8 protein-coding genes and 1 pseudogene are annotated in these 6060 nt (G+C 55.3%); 4 read left to right on the plus strand and 5 right to left on the minus strand.

Annotated features, from left to right (window positions below; genetic code table 11):
- On the plus strand, positions 1 to 146 hold a 146-nt coding region (locus tag L0H65_RS12895), incomplete at its 5' end, for an EVE domain-containing protein (RefSeq protein ID WP_301459464.1).
- Positions 147 to 206: 60 nt separating this feature from the next.
- Positions 207 to 599, plus strand: a complete 393-nt coding sequence (locus L0H65_RS12900) for a DUF1761 domain-containing protein (protein ID WP_301459458.1) — start codon at positions 207 to 209, stop codon at positions 597 to 599.
- Positions 600 to 868: 269 nt separating this feature from the next.
- Here L0H65_RS12900 and L0H65_RS12905 read toward each other — a convergent pair whose 3' ends face one another.
- The gene (locus tag L0H65_RS12905; RefSeq protein ID WP_301459459.1) at positions 869 to 1210 is read right to left on the minus strand and encodes a DUF2853 family protein; all 342 of its coding nucleotides are present in this window, start codon (positions 1208 to 1210) and stop codon (positions 869 to 871) included.
- Positions 1211 to 1395: 185 nt separating this feature from the next.
- Positions 1396 to 2787 (minus strand): adenosylhomocysteinase, encoded by a 1392-nt coding sequence (gene ahcY / locus L0H65_RS12910; protein ID WP_301459460.1) that lies wholly within the window; start codon positions 2785 to 2787, stop codon positions 1396 to 1398.
- A gap of 109 nt (positions 2788 to 2896) precedes the next feature.
- Between ahcY and L0H65_RS12915 the strand changes: the two genes are divergently transcribed.
- A complete protein-coding gene (locus L0H65_RS12915) occupies positions 2897 to 3487 on the plus strand; it encodes an HD family hydrolase (protein ID WP_301459461.1) in 591 nt (196 codons plus the stop codon).
- Positions 3488 to 3518: 31 nt separating this feature from the next.
- On the opposite strand, the gene L0H65_RS12920 is transcribed toward L0H65_RS12915, so the two are convergent.
- The 3 genes from L0H65_RS12920 to L0H65_RS12930 all read right to left on the minus strand — a co-directional run bounded on the left by L0H65_RS12920 (position 3519) and on the right by L0H65_RS12930 (position 5217).
- On the minus strand, positions 3519 to 3836 hold the full coding sequence (locus tag L0H65_RS12920; RefSeq protein ID WP_301459465.1) for an H-NS histone family protein: 318 nt from the start codon (positions 3834 to 3836) through the stop codon (positions 3519 to 3521).
- A 154-nt stretch (positions 3837 to 3990) separates the two neighbouring features.
- Positions 3991 to 4545, minus strand: a complete 555-nt coding sequence (locus tag L0H65_RS12925; protein ID WP_301459462.1) for an ActR/PrrA/RegA family redox response regulator transcription factor — start codon at positions 4543 to 4545, stop codon at positions 3991 to 3993.
- Positions 4546 to 4602: 57 nt separating this feature from the next.
- The gene (locus L0H65_RS12930; RefSeq protein WP_301459463.1) at positions 4603 to 5217 is read right to left on the minus strand and encodes an SCO family protein; all 615 of its coding nucleotides are present in this window, start codon (positions 5215 to 5217) and stop codon (positions 4603 to 4605) included.
- Positions 5218 to 5345: 128 nt separating this feature from the next.
- Here L0H65_RS12930 and L0H65_RS12935 point away from each other — a divergent pair.
- Positions 5346 to 6060: pseudogene (locus L0H65_RS12935) on the plus strand (sensor histidine kinase); the annotation flags it as partial.

Genomic DNA, 6060 nt, shown 5'->3' on the forward strand with positions numbered 1-6060 from the left:
TGAAACATCCCGTGACATTGGATCAGTGCAAGGTTGAACCGGGGCTGGAGGCGATGGCGCTGGTGAAGTCCATGCGGCTTTCGGTTCAACCTGTCACCCCCGAGGAATGGAAGATTGTTTGCCAAATGGGTGGCGTGAAACCGTAACGGGTTGTGATACTCTGCGCCAACCGCTGAAGGCGGTAACATGGACGGGAGGGAGTGGCGATGGAAATACTGAGTATTCTGGTTGCGGCGGCGGCGTCATGGGTTTTTGGCGCGGTTTGGTACATGACGCTTTCCAGGCCATGGTTGAAGGCGTCGGGCATCAAATGTGACGCGAATGGCAAGCCGGAAGGGGGGAGTGCGCTGCCCTATCTGCTGTCCGCCCTTTGCATGTTGATTGTGGCTGGCATGATGCGCCACGTCTTCGCAAGTGCGGGTGTCGATGCCTTTGGCGCGGGTTTGCTGGGCGGTCTTGGCATCGGTAGTTTTTTCATCGCACCCTGGATCATGATTAACAATGCCTATGCGATGCGGCCTTTTACCCTGACGCTGATTGATGGCGGCTACGCGGTGTTCGGCTGCGGGCTTATCGGCGCTATTCTGACGCTGTTTTAGCGCCGGGAATAAAATGGAGGGCCCCGACCCCATCGGAACCCTCCACCCACTCCACGCGCTCCCTTGGCACCACACGTGATCTGTCAGAAAAGGTTCCGGGCGTCCTGCCCTATGGGTTTTGTATAGCGCAGACTGTACGTCCTGGCAAAAGCCAAACACCGAAGAATTGATGCAACCCGCTGCGAAATTCGTAAGAGCTTCGAAAGCATAACACCCGCACCATTTAAGGAGCGGGTGCTGTCGGTCGTGACCGATAGCCGGAAGCGGCTTCAGGCGTAGACGGATTCTTTCTTGAAATGCTTGGTCAGCATGTAATAGACCACGGCGCGGTGTTTGTTACGCTCTGACTTGCCATAGGTGTTGATCACGGCGTTGATCGCCTCCATCAACGCGGGGCCGTCGGCGAGCCCGAGTTTCTTCATCAGGAAGTTCTTCTTGACGGTTTCAAGCTCAGCCGGGTCGGTGCCTGCAACAGTAGAGCTGTCAGCGTTATAGATCGCCGGGCCGCAGCCAATCGTCACCTTGGTCAACAAAGCCATGTCCGGCTCCATCTTGCACTTGTTGCGCAGATCCTCTGCGTATTTTGCGATCAGATCGTCTCTCTTGCTCATCTCTCGTCACTCCTCAAAAGATTACATCCACCTCATCCCGGATACTCGCAGGGATGCCTCGCCGAACCTTAGGCGCAAATCGAAGGGCAGTTAAAGGGAAAATTGAGCTTTGTTTCACCCCAACTGAAACGCCAACAGGCCCGGCACATTGTACCGGGCCTGTTGACGTTGCAAAAATTGTCGGATCAGTAACGGTAGTGTTCTGGCTTGAACGGGCCTTCGACCGGCACCCCGATATAGTCGGCCTGATCCTTGCGCAATGTGGTCAGCTTGACGCCAATACGACCCAGATGCAGGCGCGCAACTTTTTCATCCAGATGCTTTGGCAAAATATAGACGCCCGGCGCATATTCGTCGCCTTTGGTCCACAATTCAATCTGCGCCAATACCTGATTGGTGAAAGACGCCGACATCACAAACGAAGGGTGGCCGGTGGCATTGCCAAGGTTCAACAAGCGTCCTTCGGACAGCAGGATCAAGCGATGCCCGTTGGGCATCTCGATCATGTCCACCTGCTCCTTGATATTCGTCCATTTGTGGTTCTTCAGCGCAGCGACCTGAATTTCATTGTCAAAATGGCCGATATTGCCAACGATCGCCATATCCTTCATTTCGCGCATATGTTCGATGCGGATCACGTCGCGATTGCCGGTGGTAGTGACGAACACATCGGCAGAACCGACAACATCTTCCAGAAGCACAACCTCAAACCCGTCCATCGCTGCCTGCAATGCACAGATCGGGTCAACTTCGGTCACTTTCACACGCGCGCCAGCGCCTTGCAGCGAGGCGGCGGAGCCTTTGCCGACATCGCCGTAGCCACAGACAACCGCAACCTTGCCAGCCAGCATTGTATCGGTCGCGCGACGGATGCCGTCGACCAACGATTCTTTGCAGCCGTATTTGTTGTCAAACTTCGACTTGGTAACGGAGTCGTTCACGTTGATCGCAGGGAAGGGCAATTGGCCCTTCTTGTGCAGATCATAAAGACGATGCACACCCGTCGTTGTTTCCTCTGAAACGCCTTTGATCGCTTCGCGGGTTTTGGTGAACCAGCCGGGGCTTTCCTTCATCCGCTTCTTGATCTGCGCAAAAATCGCTTCTTCTTCTTCGGAGGTCGGCACATCGATCAGGTTGGTTTCACCCGCTTCCACGCGCGCACCAAGCAAGACATAAAGGGTCGCGTCGCCGCCATCATCCAGAATCATGTTGGCACCTTCGGGGAACATGAAGGAACGGTCGAGGTAATCCCAATGTTCTACCAACGTCTGGCCTTTGACCGCGAAAACCGGGGTGCCACCTGCCGCAATCGCCGCCGCCGCGTGATCCTGCGTGGAGAAGATGTTGCACGATGCCCAGCGCACATCTGCGCCCAGCGCATTAAGCGTTTCGATCAGGACGGCGGTTTGGATCGTCATATGCAATGAGCCAACAATGCGCGCGCCTTTCAGCGGCTTTGAGTGGCCGAATTCCTCGCGCAGCGACATCAGGCCTGGCATTTCGGTTTCGGCGATGTTCAATTCCTTGCGCCCGAATTCGGCCAGCGAGATATCCTTGACGATGTAATCCTTCGGCATCCGCCGTTCTCCTTGGTATCTGGTTGATTGTCGGTCAGATAGCATTGAAACATCGTCGCGGCAATGTCAGGTAAAACAGCAGATAACAGGTTTGGCGGGAAACGGGCGGATGAAGCAGGCGCGCGCGTGGCAAAGGATGCTTTCGGGGCGGCGGTTGGACCTGCTGGACCCAACGCCGATGGATATCGAGATTGAAGATATCGCGCATGGGCTGGCCTTCGTGGCGCGCTGGAATGGGCAGACTTTTGGGGATTGGCCGTATTCTGTGGCTGAACATTCGCTTCTGGTGGAGGAAATCTTCCGCCGGTCAAATCCGGGGGAGGCTGCGCGCTGGCACCTGGCCGCGCTTTTGCATGATGCGCCGGAATATGTCATCGGGGATATGATCAGTCCGGTAAAAGCCGCCGTCGGCCCCGGTTACGGAGCATTGGACGAACGCTTGACCGCCGCCATTCACATTCGCTTTGGCTTGCCTGCGGCGCTTCCGCCATCAATCAAAAAGGCGATCAAATCCGCCGATAAAACATCAGCGTGGTTGGAGGCCGTTCAGATTGCGGGTTTTACCGAAGCCGAAGCGGACCGATTCTTCGGGAAACAGGCGGCCCAAAACCTGAAAGGGCTATCAATTCAGCTAAGGCCGCCGATACAAGTGCGCACCGCATTCATTTCTCGGCACACGGAACTGATGAAAAAGCTCTGATCTGTTGCGCTTTATACGCCGACGAACCTGATCAAATCGCGAGATCTTCCGGTGTACGCCCCTTTTTCAGCGCGGCAACGAACCAACGTGGTTTGCGACCGCGGCCGGACCACGTTTCAGAGGTATCGGCCGGATTGGCATATTTCGGCACGGCAGGCGCGCGTTTGCGGGTTGCCCTTGTCCCGGTCAGTTCCGCCAGTGAAGAAAACCCGAGCTCTTTGGCTTTTGCATCCAGTGCGGCCAGTGCTTTCTTCTTGTGGCGGTCTTCATAGCTCGTTACCGCTTTGGTCACTCGCGATTGCAAGTCGCGCAATTCCTTGAGTGATAGATTTTCTAAATCAATATTCAAGTGACGATCCTTTCGGGTTTGGAGCTTCATTGATATTGGATTGTTGCATTATGCACAACATATACAAAATGAACAACATATACAAAAAGAAATGCAAGCGGCGTAAAATGGCGTTTATGGCCCTTGTCTAGGCGGAAAGTTGCGAGTTGGGGGGTTAGCGCGGACTGCGTTTTGCAAGGATCCTCTGTAAAGTCCGGCGATGCATATTCAGACGGCGCGCGGTTTCCGAAACATTGCGGTCACACATTTCATATACACGCTGGATATGTTCCCAACGCACCCGATCTGCCGACATAGGATTGTCCGGTGGGGCGGGCAGGGTTTCGCCGCGTGACAAAAGCGCATTGGTCACTTCATTGGCATCGGCAGGTTTGGAAAGGTAATCGGTAGCACCGATTTTAACGGCAGCAACGGCGGTTGCAATTGCTCCATATCCAGTCAAGACAACAATCCGGCAGTCGGGGCGCTTTTCGCGTAGAACTTCGACAACATCGAGGCCGTTGCCGTCTTCAAGCCGCAGATCGACCACCGCAAAGGCTGGGGGGCGGGCCTGCGCAATCGCCTTGCCCATCGCCACCGTCTCTGCCGTTTCCGGTAAAAATCCACGCTTTTCCATGGCCTTCGCCAAGCGCTTCAGGAAGGGTTCATCGTCATCGACCAGAAGAAGCGACCGATCAGCCCCAATTTCCGCGCTCAGATCCTCGGACATTCCAACTCTTTCCTTCCGTTTCCGTAAAATCCATTTCCGCCAGTGCGGTGAAAGATGTCACGTTGCCCCCAAAAAACAGGCAACCCGTTCAGCCATTTGATCCGGCGTGACATCCCGTTTGAAGAAATCAACGAAACCTTTCTCCGGCAGCATCAGGTAGGTGAATGTCGAGTGATCGACCAGATAGTATTCATCCGTCGGATCCTGAATCTTGAAATAGGTTTTATACGCCAGAGAAGCCGCCTTGACCTGTTCTTCGGTGCCGGTCAGGGCGATCATTTTCGGGTGCATGATTTCGGCGAACTCCGACAGAACTTCCGGCGTGTCGCGTTTGGGGTCGACCGAAATGAAAACCGGCGTTACATCCAGCCCCATCTCCTCCAGAATATCGACCGCTTCGGCGTTGCGGGCGTTGTCCAAAGGGCAAACATCCGGGCAGAACGTATAGCCGAAATACACCAGCGAAGGTTTCTGGATCACATCCTTGTCGGTTACCGTCTCGCCGCGTTGATTGACCAACGTGAACGGCCCACCGATGGTGCCGCCCGCGACCTGCCCGCCCCGGCATTGCGCGTAAGGGTCGGCTGCGTTCTTGCTGTAGACCCAGAGGGCAGAGCCACCCAGAAGGGCGACAACCGCCGCAATCGCTGCACCAGCGTAATATTTGGTCATCCGCACCTCCTCAATTGCATGCCTCGTTCTGATCGCTGCGTTGCGATGGTACAAACGGTTCGCGTTGTCACTGCGCATCTGACTGCGTATCAACGGAGATAGTCTTTTTGCAATGGCAGGGCAATGCAATGATCAAACCGGACTCCCGCCCGTTTTTTCGCGACACCGCGCAAAACCATCTGCGTTTGCGCACCTTGATCATGCTGCGCTGGATGGCAATTGTCGGGCAGTTCTCTGCGATTTCGGTTGCGTATTTCCATCTCGGGCTCTCGCTGCCCCTTGGGTTTTGCTATGTTCTGGTCGGGGCTTCGGTCATTGCCAATCTGGTATCCGCCTTTGTCTTTCCTGAAAACCGCCGCTTGTCCGATATCGAGGCGATGCTGGTGCTGCTGTTCGATCTGGCGCAGCTTTCATTTCTTTTGTACCTGTCCGGCGGGCTGACCAACCCGTTCGCATTACTGATTATCGCGCCGGTCATCATCTCGGCCTCGGCTTTGCAGTCCCGCACGACCATTCTGTTAGGGTTCGTGGCGATCGGGCTGATTTCCCTGACCGCGATTTTCAATATTCCGCTGCATTTCACCGACGGCCGTGAATTGATGGTGCCGCGCCTGCTGGAGTTCGGATCCTGGCTGGCAATCGTGATCGGGATCCTGTTTCTGGGGCTTTATTCCCATCGGGTTGCCTCTGAAATCCAGTCGATGTCTGATGCATTGCTGGCAACACAGATGGCACTTGCACGCGAACAGAAGCTGACCGATCTGGGCGGCGTGGTCGCTGCGGCGGCGCATGAATTGGGGACGCCTTTGGCAACCATCAAACTCGTCAGTGCCGAATTGATCG

Origin of the sequence: Pseudorhodobacter sp. (assembly GCF_030452865.1) — a bacterium.
Taxonomy (GTDB): Bacteria; Pseudomonadota; Alphaproteobacteria; order Rhodobacterales; family Rhodobacteraceae; genus Pseudorhodobacter.